17 protein-coding genes are annotated in these 19608 nt (G+C 61.7%); 9 read left to right on the forward strand and 8 right to left on the reverse strand.

Going from position 1 to position 19608, the window contains the following annotated elements:
* Position 1 precedes the first annotated feature (1 nt).
* Positions 2-1909, forward strand: a complete 1908-nt coding sequence (locus MHI61_RS11640) for a murein L,D-transpeptidase (RefSeq protein WP_239792125.1) — start codon at positions 2-4, stop codon at positions 1907-1909.
* A 126-nt stretch (positions 1910-2035) separates the two neighbouring features.
* Here the strand turns inward: MHI61_RS11640 and MHI61_RS11645 are convergent, their stop codons facing one another.
* A complete protein-coding gene (locus MHI61_RS11645; RefSeq protein WP_239792126.1) occupies positions 2036-2746 on the reverse strand; it encodes an HAD family hydrolase in 711 nt (236 codons plus the stop codon).
* A 231-nt stretch (positions 2747-2977) separates the two neighbouring features.
* On the opposite strand from MHI61_RS11645, the gene rpiA reads away from it, so the two are divergent.
* The 3 genes from rpiA (at position 2978) to MHI61_RS11660 (ending at position 4735) form a co-directional block, all read left to right on the forward strand.
* Positions 2978-3676: a ribose-5-phosphate isomerase RpiA gene (gene rpiA / locus MHI61_RS11650; RefSeq protein ID WP_038692596.1), complete on the forward strand. Its 699-nt coding sequence runs from the start codon at positions 2978-2980 to the stop codon at positions 3674-3676.
* 15 nt (positions 3677-3691) lie between these two features.
* Positions 3692-4249, forward strand: a complete 558-nt coding sequence (locus MHI61_RS11655) for a DUF2059 domain-containing protein (protein ID WP_239792127.1) — start codon at positions 3692-3694, stop codon at positions 4247-4249.
* A gap of 204 nt (positions 4250-4453) precedes the next feature.
* A complete protein-coding gene (locus tag MHI61_RS11660; protein ID WP_239792128.1) occupies positions 4454-4735 on the forward strand; it encodes an acylphosphatase in 282 nt (93 codons plus the stop codon).
* Positions 4736-4785: 50 nt separating this feature from the next.
* Here the strand turns inward: MHI61_RS11660 and MHI61_RS11665 are convergent, their stop codons facing one another.
* On the reverse strand, positions 4786-5019 hold the full coding sequence (locus MHI61_RS11665; protein ID WP_345774866.1) for a hypothetical protein: 234 nt from the start codon (positions 5017-5019) through the stop codon (positions 4786-4788).
* 229 nt (positions 5020-5248) lie between these two features.
* Between MHI61_RS11665 and gor the strand changes: the two genes are divergently transcribed.
* Positions 5249-6634, forward strand: coding sequence for a glutathione-disulfide reductase (gene gor / locus MHI61_RS11670; RefSeq protein WP_239792130.1), 1386 nt, complete (start codon positions 5249-5251; stop codon positions 6632-6634).
* Positions 6635-6645: 11 nt separating this feature from the next.
* Here gor and MHI61_RS11675 read toward each other — a convergent pair whose 3' ends face one another.
* Entirely contained in the window at positions 6646-7935 is a 1290-nt protein-coding gene (locus MHI61_RS11675) for a pilus assembly protein TadG-related protein (protein WP_239792131.1), read from the reverse strand.
* Between the two features lie 227 nt (positions 7936-8162).
* On the opposite strand from MHI61_RS11675, the gene MHI61_RS11680 reads away from it, so the two are divergent.
* A complete protein-coding gene (locus MHI61_RS11680; protein ID WP_239792132.1) occupies positions 8163-9536 on the forward strand; it encodes a 3-deoxy-7-phosphoheptulonate synthase class II in 1374 nt (457 codons plus the stop codon).
* Positions 9537-9591: 55 nt separating this feature from the next.
* On the opposite strand, the gene MHI61_RS11685 is transcribed toward MHI61_RS11680, so the two are convergent.
* On the reverse strand, positions 9592-11427 hold the full coding sequence (locus tag MHI61_RS11685; RefSeq protein ID WP_239792133.1) for an ABC transporter ATP-binding protein: 1836 nt from the start codon (positions 11425-11427) through the stop codon (positions 9592-9594).
* 297 nt (positions 11428-11724) lie between these two features.
* Here MHI61_RS11685 and MHI61_RS11690 point away from each other — a divergent pair, with 297 nt between their 5' ends.
* A complete protein-coding gene (locus tag MHI61_RS11690; protein WP_239792134.1) occupies positions 11725-12123 on the forward strand; it encodes a GFA family protein in 399 nt (132 codons plus the stop codon).
* Here the strand turns inward: MHI61_RS11690 and MHI61_RS11695 are convergent.
* Positions 12120-12650: a DUF1003 domain-containing protein gene (locus MHI61_RS11695; RefSeq protein WP_239792135.1), complete on the reverse strand. Its 531-nt coding sequence runs from the start codon at positions 12648-12650 to the stop codon at positions 12120-12122. The two genes, MHI61_RS11690 and MHI61_RS11695, sit on opposite strands and share 4 nt — an antisense overlap.
* A 187-nt stretch (positions 12651-12837) precedes the next feature.
* Here MHI61_RS11695 and MHI61_RS11700 point away from each other — a divergent pair, with 187 nt between their 5' ends.
* Both MHI61_RS11700 and MHI61_RS11705 read left to right on the forward strand, forming a co-directional pair.
* The gene (locus MHI61_RS11700; RefSeq protein WP_239792136.1) at positions 12838-14517 is read left to right on the forward strand and encodes an NAD+ synthase; all 1680 of its coding nucleotides are present in this window, start codon (positions 12838-12840) and stop codon (positions 14515-14517) included.
* A 64-nt stretch (positions 14518-14581) separates the two neighbouring features.
* Positions 14582-15409, forward strand: a complete 828-nt coding sequence (locus MHI61_RS11705; RefSeq protein ID WP_239792137.1) for a hypothetical protein — start codon at positions 14582-14584, stop codon at positions 15407-15409.
* A gap of 122 nt (positions 15410-15531) precedes the next feature.
* On the opposite strand, the gene MHI61_RS11710 is transcribed toward MHI61_RS11705, so the two are convergent.
* The 3 genes from MHI61_RS11710 to MHI61_RS11720 all read right to left on the reverse strand — a co-directional run bounded on the left by MHI61_RS11710 (position 15532) and on the right by MHI61_RS11720 (position 19453).
* Positions 15532-16593 carry a 3-deoxy-7-phosphoheptulonate synthase gene (locus MHI61_RS11710; protein WP_239792138.1) on the reverse strand — a complete coding sequence of 354 codons (1062 nt, stop codon included), beginning with the start codon at positions 16591-16593 and terminating at the stop codon, positions 15532-15534.
* 342 nt (positions 16594-16935) lie between these two features.
* The gene (locus MHI61_RS11715) at positions 16936-17517 is read right to left on the reverse strand and encodes a hypothetical protein (RefSeq protein WP_239792139.1); all 582 of its coding nucleotides are present in this window, start codon (positions 17515-17517) and stop codon (positions 16936-16938) included.
* Between the two features lie 58 nt (positions 17518-17575).
* Positions 17576-19453, reverse strand: a complete 1878-nt coding sequence (locus MHI61_RS11720; protein WP_239792140.1) for a HAMP domain-containing methyl-accepting chemotaxis protein — start codon at positions 19451-19453, stop codon at positions 17576-17578.
* Positions 19454-19608 lie beyond the last annotated feature (155 nt).

Below are 19608 nucleotides of genomic sequence, written 5' to 3' on the forward strand. Positions count from 1 at the left end.
TATGACGTTCGTTTTGAAAAGCGCGGTATCCGCATTGGCAGTCTCCTGCGGCCTGGCAGTGATGACCGCTCCCGCACATGCCTACACGCTGATGGATATGCTGCGGGGCGACAGGCAGCGGAGCCAGAGCACCATCTTCATGGATCAGGCGCCGGGCCGACCGGTGCCGCGTGGCGCCGTCGGCGGCTCGCTCGGCGGGCTTGATCCGGAGGCGCCGCTGCCGAAGGTCAGCGGTCCGCGTTATTACACCTATAAAGCCGAAACGCTGCAGTTCGTCGACACCGGCAAGTTTGCCGATCCCGTCGTCACCGGCGCGGTCGCCGAGGTTTCGCCGAGCGGTGAGGCCGGCGCCGAACCGGTCGTGCAGCGCCGCCTGCTGGCGCAGGCCAAGGTGCGCGCCAATGCCGACGTCGCCAAGGCACTCGAGGCCTATTACGGTGACAGCCGCAATCCGCTCGTCTGGGTCGAAGGCAATGGAATCAACGAGCGCGCCAAATCGGTGATGGGCGCACTTGCCGATGCGGCCTCCGTCGGCCTCGATCCCGCCAATTACGCCATCCAGACACCGGCGATCGATCCGGCCAATCCCGATCCGGTCGTCCGCGACCGGGCGCTGACCCAGTTCGAACTCGAACTCTCGGCCAAGGTGCTTGCCTTCGTGCAGGACACCGTGCGCGGCCGCATCGATCCGAACAAGATTTCCGGCTATCACGATTTCCAGCGCAAGGTGGTCAATCTGGCGCCGGTCCTGAAGCTTGCCCGCATGAGCCCCGATGCCGGCGCCTATATCGCCAGCCGCTCGCCCGATAGTCCGCAGTTCGAGGCGCTGAAGGCGGAGCTTGCCAAACTTCACGCCGCCGATGGCGGCAAAGAGGAGCAGATCGTCGTTTCGCTCAGCGGTCTGCTGAAGCCCGGCGACAGCTCGCCCGAGATCGCCAATATCGTCAAGGCTGTCCAGAAGCACGGTTCCGAGACGCTGAGGACCGACCACGCCGCGACCTTTGCGGCCTACGCAGGCAGCAGCGACTATTCGCCGGATATCGTCGCGCTGGTGGAGGATTTCCAGAAGGAGCGCGGGCTGAAGGCAGACGGCGTCATCGGTCAGGCGACGGTGCGCGCCATGACAGGCGGTGACACCAATGCCTCGAAAATCGACAAGCTCGCCGTCGCCATGGAACAGGCGCGCTGGCTGCCGGAAGATCTCGGTTCGCGCTATGTCATGATCAACCAGCCGGCCTACATGGCCTACTATCACAATGACGGCAAGGAACAGCTGTCGATGCGTGTCGTCGTCGGCGGCAAGAACAATCAGACCTATTTCTTCAACGACGAGATCGAGACGGTGGAGTTCAACCCGTTCTGGGGCGTGCCGCAGTCGATCATTATCAATGAGATGCTGCCGAAGCTGCGCTCGGATCCGAACTATCTCGACCAGCTCGGCTATGAGGTCGAGGTGAACGGCCATGCCGTCGCCTCGTCCAGCGTCGATTGGTACGGCTCGACCGACAATGTTTCGGTCCGCCAGCCGCCAAGCAGCGACAATGCCCTCGGCGAACTCAAGATCCTGTTCCCGAACAGCCATGCGATCTACATGCACGACACGCCGTCGAAGAGCTTCTTCAAGCGCGATATGCGGGCTCTCAGCCACGGCTGCGTGCGTCTTTCCAATCCGCGCGCGATGGCAGCGGCCGTGCTCGGCACGACTGTCGACGATGTCGCCAAGCAGATCGCCAACGGGCAGAACCATGCGGTGAAGGTGCCGCAGAAGGTCCCGGTTTACGTGTCCTACTTCACCGCCTGGCCGAACAAGGACGGCGTCGTGGAGTATTTTGACGACGTCTACGGCCGCGACGCCTATGTCAAAAAGGCCTTCGACGCGACGACAAAGGCGCGCGGCGCGCAGATCTGACGCAGGTTTTACGGGTTTTGGAACGGGCGGTCTTCGGGCCGCCCGTTTTGGGCGGGATACCGACGCCGTCGGTCTCCTGGGTTTAAGCTCGAGGAAGGAATGACGGAGGATAGGCGAGTGACAGCCTCAGACCGCGACCTTCTCCGCATACTCCCGCAACAACCGCTCCACCAGCTCCGGCATCAACTCATCGTAATGCATGATGATCACATCCGGATCGAGGCTTGAAACCGGCACATCCGAGTAACCGAAGGGAACGGCGATCGACGGGACGGCGGCATTCTTCGCCACCGCGATGTCGTTGATGCTGTCGCCGATCATCACGGTGCGGGCGATGTCGCCGCCGGCGCGGTCGATGGTGCCGGTGAGATGGCGGGCGTCGGGTTTGCGGTATTCGAAAGTATCGCCGCCGCTGATAGCATCGAAATAGCCGGTGAGGTCGAGCTTGTCGAGCAGGCCGAATGCAAGGCTTTCCATCTTGTTGGTGCAAACGGCGAGGCGGTAGCCTGCCGCTTTCAGCCGGTCCATTGCAGCGACCAGGCCGGGATAGGGTTCGGTGTGGCCTGGCATATTGCCGGCATAATGGGAGACGAAACGTTCGACCAGCGGCGGGACGGCGTCGCTTTCGAGCGGATGGCCGCGCAGCCGGCAGGCGCGTTCGATCATCACCCGCGCGCCCTGGCCGACGAGATGGGTAAGGTCGTCATAGCTGACCGGCTCGAGGCCGAGGGCTGCGATCGTATGGTTCAGGCTTTCGACCAGGTCCGCATGGGTATCGAGAAGGGTGCCATCGAGATCGAAGACGATCAGTGCCGGGCGAACGGGGGCAGGGGTCAAGGGCTTGCCTCTTTGAGCGATGGGTCTCCGGGAAGCGACGGGTCGCGCCCGGGGACGAGGGATTGTGCCTGAGGTAGGCGATCCCGCTGCGGAAAGCAACGTCCTGTGATGGCCGGGGCGGCCTCAGGCATTTGTTTCGGCTTTTCATTTTCCGTGATGATTTTGACTTTCGTTTGCCAAGCGAGCCGTGTAAACAGCACATCCAACGCAATAAATCGGAGCTGGCGGCGCATGGATGCCCGCGAAATGAAGATCAAGGCCGCCGAGGCCGCACTCGCCCATGTCGAAGACGGGATGCGCCTCGGGATCGGGACGGGCAGCACGGCGGAAGAGTTCGTCCGGCTGCTGGCGGAAAAGGTTGCTGGCGGCTTCAGGGTCGAAGGTGTTCCGACCTCCGAACGAACCGCGCGGCTCTGTGTCGAACTCGGCGTGCCGCTGAAATCGCTTGACGAATTGCCGGCGCTCGATCTGACGGTCGACGGCGCCGACGAGGTCGATCCGGCGCTCAGATTGATCAAGGGTGGCGGCGGGGCGCTGCTGCGCGAAAAGATCGTCGCCGCCGCTTCTGAGCGGATGATCGTCATCGCCGACGAAAGCAAGCTGGTCGATACGCTCGGCGCCTACGCGCTGCCGATCGAAGTCAACCCGTTCGGTCTCGTCTCGACGCGGATGGCGATCGAGAAAGTCGCGGCCCGGCTCGGCCTTTCCGGCGAACTCAGCCTGCGCCAGTCGGGTGACGGAGAGTTTACCACGGATGGCGGCCATCACATCATCGATGCATCTTTTGGCCGCATTCCTGATGCAGAGGCGCTTTCGAGCGAGCTGAATTCCATACCCGGCGTCGTCGAACACGGGCTCTTTATCAATATGGCGGCACTTGCGATCATTGCCGGTCCTGCGGGTGCACGCACGCTGCAGGCAAACAGATAACAGGAGCATACACTCATGATGAACATTGCAGGTCTTGGCCGTTTTGCCGCTGCGACCATCGTTCTTTCCGGGCTTGCCTTCGGCTCCGCCGTCCGGGCGCAGGAGGTTTCCGACGAGCAGCTGAAGGCCGCGCGCGCCGCTGTCACCTCGATCGGCGCCACCGCCGCCTTCGACAACATCCTGCCGGGTCTGGCCGAGCGCCTAAAGGCCGGCCTGATTCAGGATTCGCCGAACTACCAGGACATCATCTCGTCGACGGTCGATGCGCAGGCGCTGGCGCTGGCGCCGCGCCGCGGCGATCTCGAGAAGGAAGCGGCACTCATCTATGCCAAGACCTTCACCCTCGAAGAGCTGAAGACGATCGCCGATTTCTACAATTCCGACGTCGGCAAGAAGCTGCTACGTGACGGCCCGGTCGCCTTGCGCGAGATGGGGAAGGCCGCCGATATCTGGGGTCAGGGCATTTCGCGCGATCTGGAAAAGCAGAGCAACGCCGAGCTTTCCAAGGTTATCAAGGCACCGCCGCCGGCAACCGACAGCCCGGTTGCTCCGGCACCGGCCGCCCAGCAGTAACGACTGCCCGCCAGAATTTGCGAAAGCCCGGCCTCGTCCGGGCTTTTTTGTTATGATGCGCCAGAGCATGCCGAAAAGTGTGAGCGGTTTTCGGACGACATCACGCTCTAACTCTTTAATTTAGAACAGGATTCAGATTTTTGGCCGACCGGGCCTAAAATCATCCTGTTCTAGGGCCTAGCGGCGAAAGTTGGTGAGGCAGACATGTCCGATCGTTACGAGGCTGTGCGAGTACGAATATCAGGCAAGGTCCAAGGTGTGGGGTTTCGCATGTGGACGCGCGATGAGGCGCTGCGGCTCGGGCTGACCGGCTGGGTGCGCAACGAGGCGGACGGGTCCGTCGCCGCCTTGGTCGCCGGGCCGGACAATGCGATCTCGACGATGATCGAGCGCTTGAGGCGCGGGCCTGCAGGGGCATCGGTTTCTGGCGTGGAGACGGAAGCGGCCCGGCTTGAGAAGATGCCGACGGATTTCCGCATCACCTGATGACAGCAGCAGTCCGGCAAGGGACGGGCTATGCGGATGCGTCCTGACGCTCAGCCCCAATCCTTCGAGCTCTTGGCCAATTGCCATGCGCCTGTCTCGTCCGGCTCGACGCGCTTGTTGCCGCGGTAGAAAATCGGCAATCCGGTTTTCTTGTCCATCGCAAAGCGGCTCGGCGTGAATTTCTCGTCTTCGTGGCCATCGATGGCGAGATTGAGCGCCTCCTTGAATTTGCCGGCCTTGCACAGCTTGGCGAACAGAGTTTGATCCATCTTTTGCTCCGGCATCCTTTTCCGTCTCAAGCAATGCCCTGCCAGCCTCAGCCGACTGGGTCAACCGTAAACGATGACCGGGTCAACCGCAAAACGGTGACCGAGCTCAACCGTAAGGGGGACCGGTTCAGATCAAGATTCGGCAATGGAGAGCGGGAAGAGGCAGGGGCGGGGCTTTTGTTTTCATGGGGATCACCCCTATATCAGGAACGTCCTTTCTTGCGATTCCCTTCCGGAGTTCCTCATGTCTTCCTACGACTACGACCTCTTCGTCATCGGCGGCGGTTCCGGGGGCGTGCGCGCCGCCCGCGTTGCCGCCTCGCTCGGCAAGAGGGTGGCGATCGCCGAGGAATATCGTTATGGCGGCACATGCGTTATCCGCGGCTGCGTGCCGAAGAAGCTCTTCGTCTATGCCTCGCAGTTTCACGAGCATTTCGAGGATGCGGAGGGCTTTGGCTGGACCGTCGGCGAAAGCAGTTTCGACTGGAAGAAGCTGGTGGCGGCCAAGGATGCCGAGATTGCGCGGCTGGAAGGCCTCTACAAGAAGGGCCTCAGCGGCGCCAATGCCGACATCCTGGAAACGCGCGCCGAACTGGTCGATGCTCATACGGTCCGGCTGATGAAAACCGGACAGACGGTGACCGCAAAAACGATCGTCATCGCCACCGGCGGAAGGCCGAACCCGCATGCGGCCCTTCCCGGTCACGAATTCTGCATCTCCTCCAACGAGGCCTTTCATCTCGAAGAGCTGCCAAAATCGATCGTGATCGCTGGCGGCGGCTATATCGCCGTCGAGTTCGCCAATATTTTCCATGGTCTCGGCGTCGAGACGACGCTAATCTATCGCGGCGCCGAAATCCTGTCGCGTTTCGACGAGGATCTGAGGCGCGGGCTGCACGAGGCGATGGTCGCCAAGGGCATACGCATTCTCTGCCACGACACGCTGCAGAAGGTCTCCAAAGGCGAGAACGGGCTCACTCTCGAGACGATGAATAACGGCACGCTGCAGGCAGGCGTCGTTCTGCTGGCGCTCGGGCGCGATCCCAACACCGAGGGCCTCGGTCTGGACGCGGCCGGCGTCGCTGTCGACGAGCGCGGCGCCATCATCGTCAACGACTATTCCCGTACCAACATCGAAAACATCTATGCCCTCGGCGATGTCACCAATCGGGTACAGCTGACGCCGGTGGCGATCCACGAGGCAATGTGCTTCATCGAAACCGAGTACAAGAACAATCCGACGCGGCCGGACTATGAGCTGATCCCGACCGCTGTCTTCTCGCAGCCGGAGATCGGCACCGTCGGTCTCTCGGAAGAGGAGGCGGGCAAGCGTTACGGCGAACTCGAGGTTTATCGTGCCCAGTTCCGGCCGCTGAAGGCCACGCTTTCGGGTCGGGCCGAACGGATGGTCATGAAGCTGATCGTTGATGCGGCGAGCCGGAAGGTGGTCGGCGCCCACATCCTCGGCCACGACGCCGGGGAAATGGCGCAGCTGCTCGGCGTCACGCTCAAGGCCGGCTGCACCAAGGATGATTTCGACCAGACGATGGCGCTGCATCCGACGGCCGCCGAAGAGCTGGTCACCATGTATGCGCCGAGCTATCGGATTCGCGAGGGAAAGCGCGTCTAAGTCCCAGTTCTTTAGCTGGTAATCCGTGGCGCGCGGATGACCTTGAGGAAAAGCGCCTTCATCGCATCGGTGATACCTTCGGTCGGCGACACCTCGAAATAGAAACCGGGCGAGGCGCATGCCTGCATTTTCGTCGGGATCTCGCTCTGGAAGGGCCTGATCCAGGTATTGTACCAACTGTTGCTCGGCAACGGCAGATAGGTGGTATAGAGCACGGCGATCTTGACGCCGCGATCCTTCAGGGGCTTGCAGAAAGAGGTGTCGATCGGCTCCTGACAGCGGCCACCGGTCGTCTTCTTGGTGCATGTGGACGGCTTGTAGCTGTCGCCGACGCCATCGGATACGAAGAACAGGATTTTTTCGGCGCTGGTGTTCGACGTGCCGTCACCGGCCGGGTCGATAATGGTGTTCATCTGCGTCATGGCGCTGTCGAAGTTGGTGATCTGGTCGTTATTGTAGTTCTGATAGGGAATGGTCATCAGATCGACCGCGTCGGTATAGTTCTTCACCTTCGTCAGGTCGGAGGTAAGGCCGGAGATCGTCGTCAGCTTGGCGTCCTCGGCCTTGGTGCCGAAAGTGTAGACGCCCATCCGGAACTGGTCGCTGCTGATGCGCTCGGTCTTGGCCGTATCGGTCAGCGCCTGGGTCGCCTGGCGCACCACGTCGATGCGCATGGCGACACCGAGGCTTTTGGCTATGGTGTAGTTGTTGGTGCTCTTGTCCATCTGGTGGCAAGCAAAGGCGCAGCCTGTCTTGGCCTCCAGCTTTGAAACCTCGCTCGGGGTCGCGCCGACGCCCATGGAGGGCGTATTGTCGAGCAGGATATAGAAATCCATGAAGGCGGCGGTCTGGTATTCGGCTGTCGCCGTGCCGGAGATCGTAATCGAGTCCCGGCCAAAAATCTGCATGAAGGTCGTCGGCACCGTCGCCGTGAAGGAAACCTGCGAATTCAGCTTGTTGGCGGTCTTGGTGACGTCGATGCCGAGATCGACATGAACCTCGGCCAGTTCTCCCGATACTTGGGACATGAAGATGTTGCGCGCGTCGGTCTTGCCGAGCGAGATCGTGCCGTTGCCGTTGCCGTTCATCGCCATCGCAGCTGCGACCGCGCTGGATTTTTCGGCGATCGAACCGACGGCGGCGGCGTCGGCTGCGGCATAAAGCTGGGTTCTCAGGCTCAGCGCATGGGCGAAGTCCACCGCCATGCCTGCCGTCCCGACAAGCGGCACCATCAGCAATGCCGTCATGATGCCGAAATTGCCCGAGCGGTCCGATATGAAACCGGGCGGAAGGATCGCCATGCCATGTCCCCGATGTTGAAACTCTTTCCGGTTCTACATTCAAAGTCTAAAATATGGGGAAATCGACATGGTATATGCCGGTTTAACCGGGCACTGGCCGACTGCGGCGGCCAGACGAGACGCTTTGGGCGATTGATCTTTGCAAGGCGGATCTAAAGGTCTATAAGCCGCCGGATTATCAAGGCTAGGCCGCATTCCAGGAACTGGGGCGAGAACAGGTGAGTGACATGGCAGAGAATTGGACCCCGAGCAGCTGGCGGCAGAAACCGATCCTGCAGGTTCCCGAATATCCGGATGCAGCCGCTTTGGCGGCAACGGAAGCAACGCTCGCCAGCTATCCGCCGCTCGTCTTCGCCGGCGAGGCGCGCCGGCTGAAGAAGCATCTCGCCAATGTCGCCGAAGGCAACGGTTTCCTGCTGCAGGGCGGCGACTGCGCCGAGAGCTTCGCCGAACACGGCGCCGACAATATCCGCGACTTCTTCCGCGCCTTCCTGCAGATGGCCGTCGTGCTGACCTTCGGCGCGCAGCTGCCGGTCGTCAAGGTCGGCCGCATTGCCGGCCAGTTCGCCAAGCCGCGTTCGTCGAATGTCGAGAAGCAGGGCGACGTAACGCTGCCGGCCTATCGCGGCGACATCATCAACGGCATCGAATTCACCGAGGAGTCGCGCATTCCGAACCCGGAACGCCAGGCCATGGCCTATCGCCAGTCGGCCGCGACGCTCAACCTTCTGCGCGCCTTCGCGATGGGCGGTTACGCCAACCTCGAAAACGTGCATCAGTGGATGCTCGGCTTCGTCAAGGGCAGCCCGCAGGGCGAGCGGTACCGCAAGCTGGCAGACCGCATCAGCGAAACCATGGATTTCATGAAGGCGATCGGCATCACCTCGGAAAACCACCCGAGCCTGCGCGAGACCGATTTCTTCACCAGCCACGAGGCGCTGCTGCTCGGCTACGAGGAAGCGCTGACCCGCGTCGATTCCACCTCGGGCGACTGGTACGCCACATCAGGCCACATGATCTGGATCGGGGATCGCACGCGCCAGGCCGACCATGCGCATATCGAATATTGCCGCGGCATCAAGAACCCGATCGGGCTGAAATGCGGCCCATCGCTGCAGGCCGACGATCTGCTGCAGCTGATCGATATCCTGAATCCGGCTAACGAAGCCGGGCGGCTGACGCTGATCTGCCGTTTCGGCCATGAGAAGGTCGCCGAAAACCTGCCGCGCCTCATCCGCGCCGTCGAGCGCGAGGGGCGCAAGGTCGTCTGGTCCTGCGACCCGATGCACGGCAATACGATCACGCTCAACAATTACAAGACCCGTCCCTTCGAGCGGATCCTGTCGGAAGTCGAAAGCTTCTTCCAGATCCACCGCGCCGAAGGCACGCATCCCGGCGGCATCCATGTCGAAATGACCGGCAAGGACGTGACGGAATGCACCGGCGGCGCCCGCGCCGTCACCGCCGACGATCTGCAGGACCGCTACCACACCCATTGCGATCCGCGGCTCAATTCCGACCAGGCCTTGGAGCTCGCCTTCCTGCTTGCCGAGCGCATGAAGGGCGGCCGCGACGAGAAGCGCATGGTCGCCAACGGCTGAGAGAGCCGAAAGGAATGACGAAAAACCCGGCGTGATGCCGGGTTTTTTATTGCCTTCAGATGCTGGCCTGAACGCTGTGCAGGTTGGCGTAAACGCCGCCTTGCGCCATCAGATCGTCATGCGTGCCCTGTTCGACGATGCCGTCGCCCGTCAGGACCAGGATGCGGTCGGCATGGCGGACGGTCGATAGGCGATGGGCGATGACCAGGGTGGTTCGGCCGTTCGCCAGGCTCAGCAGCGCCTGCTGCACCGCCCGTTCGCTCTCGTTGTCGAGCGCGCTGGTCGCCTCGTCGAAGATTAAAATCTCGGGATCCTTGAGGAAGGCGCGGGCGATAGTGATGCGTTGGCGCTGGCCGCCCGAGAGCTTGACCCCGCGCTGGCCGATATCGGTATCATAGCCCTGGGGCAGGGCCATGATGAAGTCGTGCGCATTGGCGGCCCGGGCCGCCGCTTCCAGCTCGGCATCGCTGGCGTCGGGCCTGCCGTAGCGCAGATTTTCCGCCACGGTGCCGGCAAAAAGGTAGACATCCTGCTGCACCACCCCGACATGGCGCCGGAGCGAGGCCAGCGTCACATCGCGGATATCGGTACCGTCGATGCGGATGGCCCCCGCCTCGACATCATAAAAGCGCGGTATGAGAGCGCACAGTGTGCTCTTGCCGACGCCCGAAGGGCCGACCAGGGCAACGAACTCCCCGGGCGCGATGGTGAGCGACAGTCGCTCCAATACGCGGGGACCATCGGCCTCATAGCCGAAGGCGACGTCGGAGAAACTGATCTCGCCCCTTGGTGCCGGCATCGGCCGGGCGGCCGGCCGGTCGGTGATGTCAGGGGCGATCTCCAGGATTTCCATGGCCCTGATGAAACCGGTATAGCCCTCCTGCCAGAGCCGCACGAAATTGGCGAGCCGCTGGACGGGATCAACCAGTACGGCGACGCAGAGCAGGAAGGTCAGCATATCCGGGACGGTGAGCTGCGCCGTTAGGATGCGTAAGCCCCCGACGACGATCACCAAAATGGTGACGAGCTGGGCGAAGGTTTCGGTGCCGACCGAAAACCATGCTTCGCTGCGGTAGCCCTCCGCACGGCTTTGCAGGAAGCGCTGGTTCTGTTCGTCGAAGCGCTCTCTTTCCAGCGCCTCGTTAGCGAAGGACTGGACGACACGGATACCTGCCAGAGCGTCCTCGACGCGCTCGTTGACGGCGGCGATCTGCTGCTTGCTGGCTTCGAGCGCGCGGTTCATGCGCCGGTTGAAATAGAGCGCATAAGCGACCGCAACCGGCGTGAGCAGCAGGATCAGGGTCGCCAAGGGCGGGTCGATGAAGAAGAGCACCAGCATGGCGCCGGCATATTTCAGCACGGCGATGGCAAGATCCTCGGGGCCGTGGTGGAAGAGTTCGCCGAGCCAGAGGGAGTCGTTGGTGATGCGGCTCATCAGTTGGCCGGTGCGCTGGCGGTCGTAGAAGCTGAAGGAGAGTTTCTGGCAATGCTCGAAGAGTTGCTGCCGCACCGTCGCTTCGATACGGGCCCCCATGACGTGGCCGCGATAATCGACGAAGAAGATCGCGGCGATCTGGACTGCCAGAACGGCCAGCATGACGCCGCCCATCACCAGGATCTGGGTGAACGCCTGCGGCGCATCGGGCAGGGCCAGAAGGCGGCTGGTGACGATATTGGCGCAGAGCGGCAGGGCGACCGCCGTGCCGGCAACGAGGATAGCACAAAGCAGATCCGCAAGCAGCAGAGGCAGATGCGGGCGGTAGTAGGAGAGAAATTTTCGCATCCGCGACCAGCGCCGGCAGCGGTCAGCGGCGGGGTCGTCCAGGAAGAATTTGAGGAAGGCGTTATGGCGTCGCGCGTTTTTCCTCGCGCGGGAGAACGGAATATTCATGAGGCAGAATGTCCTTGTGGGCGATGTTTCCTTTCTGTTTGGACAGGATCGCTCTCATGACAGTCTCCCAAAGGTTGAATGAATTGAACCCTCAGTATCGCCGAGAAGCCGGATCAATTCAACTCGGTGACGGGAGGAGATCGGTCGGTGTTGTCGACAGGCAACAGCGGAAGGTCGCGTGCCGGCCACGCTCATGCGAAGCGAGCGTGCTTCAAGTTTTCTAATCTCTCGTTGAACGGAATGGATTTGACGCCCGCGGCGATCGGCGGCAACCTCCTGCGAAATGGAGGAGTGGTCATGACCGAACGGCATACAGGCGGCTGCCTTTGCGGCGCCGTGCGATATTCGATTGCGGGTAAGCCCGGACCTGTCGTCGGCTGCCATTGCTCGCAGTGCCGCCGGCAGACGGGGTTTTATTATGCCGCGGCCAATGTGCCGCGCACTGCTCTTTCGGTGCAGGGCGCCGAAGCGGTCCGCTGGTATCGGTCGAGCGGCGAGGCGCAGCGCGGCTTCTGCGGGAATTGCGGCTCGGCACTGTTCTGGCAGGGCGACGAATCGCCGGAGGTTTCGGTCCTGGCCGGAAGCTTCGACGAGCCGACCGGGCTTTCCTTCAGTCACCACATTTACTGCACTGACAAGGGCGATTTCTACGAGATCACGGATGGCCTGCCGCAATATGACAGGTTTCCCGTCTAGCTCCTGGCGGAAAGCGCGGCGCTCAGGCGGGCTACGTCCTCACGCAACGCTGTCAGCTCGCTCAGCACGTGCATATCGATCTTCTGATGCAGGGAGAGCACTTCGAGCTCGGCCTTCAGATTGACTTCGTAATCCTTTGCGGCCTCGAAGCGGTCGCGCTCGGCCTGGCGGTTCTGCGACATCATGATGATCGGCGCCTGGATGGCGGCGAGCATCGACAGGATCAGGTTCAGAAAGACGAAGGGGTAGGGGTCGAAGGCGCGGGTCGCCAATAGGATGGTGTTGATTATCGTCCAGACGGCGAGAAAAGCCAGGAAGGCGATGATGAAGGACCAGGAGCCGCCGACGCGGGCGATCCCGTCGGCGACACGTGCGCCGAACGAGGTCTCGGCGGAGAAGGCGGCATTGACGTCGGTCGAGATGATCTTGCGCTCGTGCGTTTTCGCAAGGACGCGCTTTTCGATGTCGCCGAGTTCATCGGCCGGCTTATCGAAATGATGGTGCACGAAGTTGGAGATATTATACATGGCCTGTTTCCGATGCCGTTTCGATGCGCTCGCTTTCGGCGCCAGTATTCCGCTCCACCGGTAAATTGCAATGCGTGTCGGTGCCGCGTCATGCCGTGTCGACCCTTCATAAAAATTTCGTCACTGCCGGGGCCGCTTTGACCGCGAACGTGTTGCGGTAACGGAAGGCGCAGGCTAAATAAATGACATGACACAGGAAAACGCTCTTTCTGATATCTTCCGCATCGCCATCGGCCAGCTCAACCCAACGGTCGGCGATGTGACCGGCAATCTTGCCAAGGCGCGCGAAGCGCGCGCCGATGCGGGGCGGGAGGGCGCGCATCTGCTCGTCCTTACCGAGCTTTTCATCTCCGGCTATCCGCCGGAGGATCTGGTGCTGAAGCCAGCCTTCATCCGCGTCTGCTGGAAGGCGGTCGAAAGCCTGGCCGCCGATACCGCCGATGGCGGCCCGGGCGTCATTATCGGTTTTCCCCGGCAGGACGAGAACGGGCGTTATAATTCCGTCGCCGTGCTCGACGGCGGCAAAGTCATCGCGGTGCGCGACAAGGTCGACCTACCGAATTATGGTGAGTTCGATGAGAAGCGCGTCTTCCATCAGGGCGCCATGCCCGGGCCGGTCAATTTCCGCGGAATCAGGCTCGGTGTTCCGATCTGCGAGGATATCTGGGGCGAGCTCGGCGTCTGCGAGACGCTGGCCGAAAGCGGCGCCGAAATCCTGCTGTCGCCGAATGGGTCTCCCTACTACCGCGGCAAGGTCGATATCCGTCATCAGGTGGTGCTGAAGCAAGTGATCGAGACCGGTCTGCCGCTGATCTACGCCGCCCAGCTCGGCGGCCAGGACGAGCTCGTCTTCGACGGCGCGAGTTTCGCATTCAATGCCGACAGGTCGCTTGCCTTCCAGATGAGCGAGTTCGAGACGGCGCTTGCGGTGACGACGTGGAAGCGCGGCGAAAGCGGCTGGCACTGCGCCGAAGGGCCGATGGCGCGTATCCCCGAGGGCGAGGAGGCTGATTACCGCGCCTGCCTGCTCGGCTTTCGCGATTACGTCAACAAGAACGGTTTCAAGACGGTCGTGCTCGGCCTTTCCGGCGGCATCAACTCGGCGATCTGCGCGGCCATCGCCGTCGATGCGCTCGGCGAGGAGCGGGTGCGCACCGTCATGCTGCCCTACCGCTATACCTCGGAGGATTCGCTGAAGGACGCGGCCGATTGCGCCAAGGCGCTCGGCTGCCGCTACGACATCGTGCCGATCGAGCAGCCGGTGTCGGGCTTCAGCAATGCGCTTTCCGATCTCTTCGAGGGCACGGAGAGCGGCATCACCGAGGAGAATCTGCAGAGCCGCGCGCGTGGCGTCATCCTGATGGCGATCTCCAACAAGTTCGGCGCGATGGTGGTGACGACGGGCAACAAGTCGGAAATGTCGGTCGGTTACGCCACGCTCTATGGCGACATGAATGGCGGCTTCAACCCGATCAAGGACCTCTACAAGATGCAGGTCTATGCGCTGGCCCGCTGGCGCAACGAGAACGTGCCGCCGAGTGCGCTGGGGCCGTCGGGCGAAGTGATCCCGCTGAATATCATCGACAAGGCACCCTCGGCAGAACTGCGTCCCGACCAGAAGGATCAGGATTCGCTGCCGCCCTATCCTGTTCTCGACGATATCCTCGAATGCCTGGTCGAGAAGGAGATGGCCGTCGAAGAGATCGTCGCGCGCGGCCATGACGTGGCGACCGTTCACCGCGTCGAGCACCTGCTCTACCTCGCCGAATACAAGCGCCGGCAGTCGGCGCCGGGCGTGAAGATCACCAAGAAGAATTTCGGGCGCGACCGGCGTTATCCCATCACTAACCGGTTCCGTGATCGCTGAAGCGATCGAGATCGCTAGCACAATCGAGATCGCTGAGGCTATCGAGATGTCAGGAGGAGCATTGATGCGCAGCTCGGTCGAGATCTACAATGTCAGGACGGGCAGGGCACGTGAGGTGTGGCAGACGGATCGGCTGGTGGAAGCGCCGAATTTTGCTCCCGACGGCTCCTATCTCCTGTTGAATGGCGACGGGCTGCTCTACAGGCTGCCGCTCGATGGCGGCGAGGTTGTTCAGATCGATACCGGCTTTGCCGTCAACTGCAACAACGACCATGGCATTTCGCCCGACGGGACCGAGATTGTCATTTCCGACAAGACCGAGTTCGGCAAGTCGGCGATCTATATCCTGCCGATCGAAGGCGGCACGCCGCGGCTCGTCACCCGGAACCAACCATCCTATTGGCATGGCTGGTCGCCGGATGGCCGCGAGCTCGCCTATTGCGGCATCCGCGACGATCTCTTCGACATCTATACGATCTCGGTCGACGGCGGAGTTGAGACACGGCTGACGCATGGCGAGGGCCGTAACGACGGGCCGGATTATTCCACTGACGGGCAATGGGTCTATTTCAATTCCAGCCGCACCGGCTTGATGCAGATCTGGCGCATTCACCCTGATGGCACCGGGCTCGAGCAGGTGACGTCGGACAATCAGGGCAATTGGTTCGCCCATCCGTCGCCGACGAACGACAAAGTACTGATCCTGTCCTACGACCCCAGCGTTTTCGACCATCCGCGCGATCTGGACGTGCGGCTGCGGCTGATGGACATGGACGGCGGCAATCTGAAGACATTGTTCGAGCTTTTCGGCGGGCAGGGCACGATCAACGTGCCCTGCTGGTCTCCTGACGGCGAAGAATTCGCCTATGTCCGCTACTTCCCGGCGACGTGAAGCGCGTCGCGATCTTTCAGATTCGCTTCTTGCGCTTACGTATAGTTTTACGCATGTCGTTGCGGCAAAAGCGCTTCGCGCTTTGCCTGGGAAAAACCGCTGCACACATTTGCGCGACTGCTTTAAGCCGCCGCTTTGCGCCGCTCGCGGGCGGCCTTCGCCAGATCTTCCAGCACTGCCACCGACATATCCCAATCGATGCAGCCGTCGGTGATGGACTGGCCGTAGACAAGCGGTTTGCCGGGAACGAGATCCTGGCGGCCGGCCACGAGGTTGCTTTCGATCATCATGCCCTTGATGTGGCGGTTGCCGGCCGCGATCTGTCCGGCGACGTCCTCGACCACCCGCGGCTGGTTCATCGGATCCTTGTTGCTGTTGGCATGGCTGGCGTCGACGAGGATGCGCGGGATCACGCCGAGCTTGACGGCCTCGCTGACCGCAGCTTGGACATCGGCCGCTTCATAGTTCGGCCGCCTGCCGCCGCGCAGGATGATGTGGCAGTCCTCGTTGCCCTTTGTTGAGGCGATGGCAGCCTGCCCGTCCTTGGTGGCGGCGGGGAAGTGATGCGGCTGCGAGGCAGCGAGGATGGCATCGAACGCGACGCGTGCGCTGCCATCAGTGCCGTTCTTGAAGCCGATCGGGCAGGAGAGGCCGGAGGCGAGCTGGCGATGGATCTGGCTTTCGGTCGTGCGCGCGCCGATCGCCCCCCAGCTGACGAGGTCGGCAATGTATTGCGGCGTGATCGTCTCGAGGAATTCGACACCGGCGGGCAGGCCCATCGCATTGACGTCGAGCAGCAGGCGCCTGGCAATCCGCAGCCCTTCCTCGATGCGGTAGCTGCCGTCGAGATGCGGGTCGTTCATCAGACCCTTCCAGCCGACCGTGGTGCGGGGCTTTTCGAAATAGACGCGCATGACGATTTCGAGATCACCGGAGAAGCGCTGCCGCTGTTGCACCAACCGCTCGGCATATTCTCGCGCCGCAGCAGGATCGTGGATGGAGCAGGGACCGATGACGACGATCAGGCGGTCGTCGTCTCCCTCGAGAATCTTATGGATCGCATGACGGTTGCTGGTCACCGTCTCGCTGACGGCAGCGGTTCGGGGGATTTCCGCGATGATATCTGCGGGTTTGGTCAGCGGGGTGATCTCGAGGATACGCAGATCGTCAATGGTATCGGACACGGTGTGGCTCCTGTTTGGTCATACCGTGCGGAAACAAAAAAGCCGCCAGGTAGACTAGCGGCTGTTCGGGTTGTCGTCGCGTCGACTTCAGTTACGCATGGACCCGCATCCGCTGGGAGCAGCGGTACCAATAAAATCGCGAGGCGTGGATTGAAGTCGTCGACATCAGGCGTATGTAGCGTCGCGGCCGCTTGTTGTCACCTAGAATTTTCTGCCTGAGATCGGACACCCCGGAGGGCGGCAATCGCTTCTGCGGGAGACTGGCTTAAAGTATGTCGCCCGAAGCACGCAGCTTCTGGGCGACAAGTCCAAATTTCCGCGAAATGAAGGCCGCTTCTGCGATCACAGGGCGTCGACGTTGACGCCGATCGTGATGGCGCCGATCGGCGTTCCCGCATCGTCGGAAATGGTGACGCTTGCCTGCGACTGCAATGTCTGGGTCAACTCGTCCTTTTCGATCTCGTCGACGAAAACGGCATCCTTGCCGGCTCCGAAGGACTTCTGGAATTTCGCCTCGTCGCCCTGCCAGTAGTCCGAGGTGACGTCGCTCTGACCGACATTCAGTCCCTTTGCATCCATGACGAAGATCTCGGTAATCTTGCCGCCTGAGGACTCCTTCTTTTCCTGAAGGAATTTCGACAGCGCATTACCAAGAACGCCGTCGATCATCGCGTGATCGGAGCCATCGACTTCGGCGCGCCATTTCTTATCGAGAGCGTCGATGTCGGCTTCGCTCAGCTTGGCATTCGCAGCGTCCTGCGCCTTGATAGCCTCGATGATGGCGGGATCGTTGAGCCAGGGCTTGACGTCGCTCTTCACGTAATCGGCGATCGGAGCAAGCTTGGCATCCTCGGCCATGGATACGCCCATGGGCACGGTGAATGCGGTAGAGGCGAAAAGCAATGCGGTCACAACTCTTTTCATAACTGTTCCCTTCCTGTGATCAGTTGCTGAGAAATAAAGCTTGTCGGCGCGGATGACGTCAGAATTCCGCCCAGGCGCCGGGAGCGGCGGCGACGGCGGCATTTCCCGCATGCCGCGGCGCGATGGCTCTGGGCTCGGGGCGAGAGTGACGAGCGGTCTGGGCAGCCGGCTTGGGCTGGCTTGCCGCAGACGCAGCGACGACGAACCTGCCGGCCGAATCCTGCAGCTGGCGTCCCTGGGAGAGCAGTTCCTGGCAGGCGGCATTGGTTTCCTCAACCATCGCCGCATTCTGCTGCGTGGCGTGATCCATCTGGTTGATCGCGCCATTGATTTCCTGCAACCCCGTCGCCTGTTCGCGATAGGACTGAACAATGGATGCGATGCCGTCGCTGATGCGGTTGATCTGTTCCTCGATCTTCAGAAGGGCATCGCCGGTCTCGTTCACCAGTCCGACGCCGGCGGCAACCTCCTGGCCCGACACATTGATCAGGTTCTTGATTTCCTTTGCCGCGTTTGCCGACCGCTGCGCGAGTTCACGAACCTCCTGGGCGACAACCGCGAAACCCTTGCCGGCCTCGCCGGCGCGCGCGGCCTCGACGCCGGCATTCAGCGCCAGCAGATTCGTCTGGAATGCAATCTCATCGATGACCCCGATAATGCGGCCGATCTGGCTGGAGGAGGTTTGGATTCTGTCCATCGCTCCGATCGCGTCGCGCACGACTGTCGCCGATACGTGGGCGCTGCGTTTCGTCTCTTCGACCAATTCTCCGGCTTTTTCAGCGCGCTGCGACGATGTCTTGACCGTCGTGGTCACTTCATCCAGTGCGGCGGCGGTCTGCTCGAGTGCCGCCGCCTGCTGCTCGGTCCGCTTGGCGAGCTGATCTGCGGAGGAGGCCAGCTCGCTCGATCCACCTTCAACCGCGACAGAGGCGATCTTGATCTCCGTCAGGGCGGCCGCGACGGCCTGGACCATGTTGTTGAAATCCTGCCGCAACTTATCGAATTCGGGACCGAGATCAGCAAGCTGGACCGAGAAGTCGCCGGCGGCGAGCCTTTCCAATGCATTGGCAAGGGTCGTCATCACTAGTCGCTGCCGGTTGCCGGCTTCTTCCGTCAATGATGCGTTGCGTGCCCGTTCGGCGTCGAACGAGGCGCTCTGCTCGGCAGCGGCCTGCTCTCTTTCGACCTTCGCGATCGCCTCGTGACGGAAGACCTCCAGCGCCCGCGCGAGAAAGCCGATTTCATCGCCATTCTCCTTATAGGTGACGGGGGAGGCCAGATCGCCTTGCTGCAGCGCCCCGATGCGTTCGCTGAGGATTCTGAGGGGGCGGCCAACGAGGCTGCGCATGGCGAGAAGAAAGGCGATGACGGCGAGGGCGGTGATGACGGACTGCGTGAGCAGCGAAACCAGAACCTTCTGCTGGACCGCGGAAGCGATCTTTTCGACAGACCAGTTGGTGACGATGTAACCGGTTGTCTTGCCTGATTTGTCCAACGGCAGCGGTGCGATAATCGTGACCAAACCGGCAGATATGCCGCTATCGTCGATTGCCGTTTTATCGGGCTTCGCACCGAGGCGCTTCGCCAGATCGACTGGCGCAGGCAGACCGGCAATGCCGTCGCGTGTCCACGTATCGACGGCAGCGGGCTCGGCGTTGAAGGCGGCAAACTGAACGAGATCGAGGGAGGGATCGTCGCGGTAGAGCGAATAGGCCTCGCGAACCGCATTCGCCTTGCCCCATTTCACGCCGCCTGCGGCGAGAGATGCAAACTGCTCCACATCTTTCGACCAGTTTGCCGTGGCGCCGTCGATCAGGGCGCGGGTTTCATACATCCACGTATAGGTGGCCAAGGCGGAAATGCCGCAAAGATTGACGGCAACGATAATCGCCGCCAGCTTGGCTGTCAGAGGCATCGTCTTCAAGATATGGATCATCCGCGGGGCCTGGAATTGCGGCTCGGTCGGATATTTGCGACCGGCATGTCAACACGGGCATCCACGCTGACGGTTACATCAAGAGCAATCATGCCCATGTCCGAGCTGCAACCCAAAACGCGCGAAAACAGTGTGTATTTGATGTGTGAATAAAT

This window comes from Rhizobium sp. K102 (genome assembly GCF_022385315.1).
Taxonomy (GTDB): Bacteria; Pseudomonadota; Alphaproteobacteria; order Rhizobiales; family Rhizobiaceae; genus Rhizobium; species Rhizobium croatiense.